The organism is Anabaena sp. CCY 0017, from assembly GCF_963920885.1.
Lineage (GTDB): Bacteria > Cyanobacteriota > Cyanobacteriia > Cyanobacteriales > Nostocaceae > Nodularia.
In genome coordinates, this window is sequence record NZ_CAWUDG010000092.1 from 1 (window position 1) to 272 (window position 272).

The 272-nt window shown below is 72.1% G+C and carries 1 protein-coding gene; it reads right to left on the reverse strand.

Going from position 1 to position 272, the window contains the following annotated elements:
• Positions 1-92: 92 nt before the first annotated feature.
• Positions 93-272: hypothetical protein (locus tag ACM0OW_RS25830; protein WP_414553572.1), on the reverse strand; the 180-nt coding region annotated here is incomplete at its 5' end.

Consider the following 272-nt stretch of genomic DNA (forward strand, 5'->3'; position numbering starts at 1 on the left):
TGGCATGAGCGGTCGCAGGATGATCCCGCGACCCACTGGATGGTGGCGACCCTGGCCGCCGCCTTCGAGGATGGCGACGGGGCGGGTGACGGTCAGGAAACCGAGGCGGTCTGTTCTGGTGACGGACGACGCGAGGGCCACAGCGCGGCGGTCAGGACCAGCGTCGCGCCGATCACATAGGGCGCGCCAGGCGAGGCCTGATAGGCCAGGGTTCCAGCGATAGGGCCGACAACCGCCGCCAGGCCTTGCGCCGCGCCGACCGCGCCTGCGGC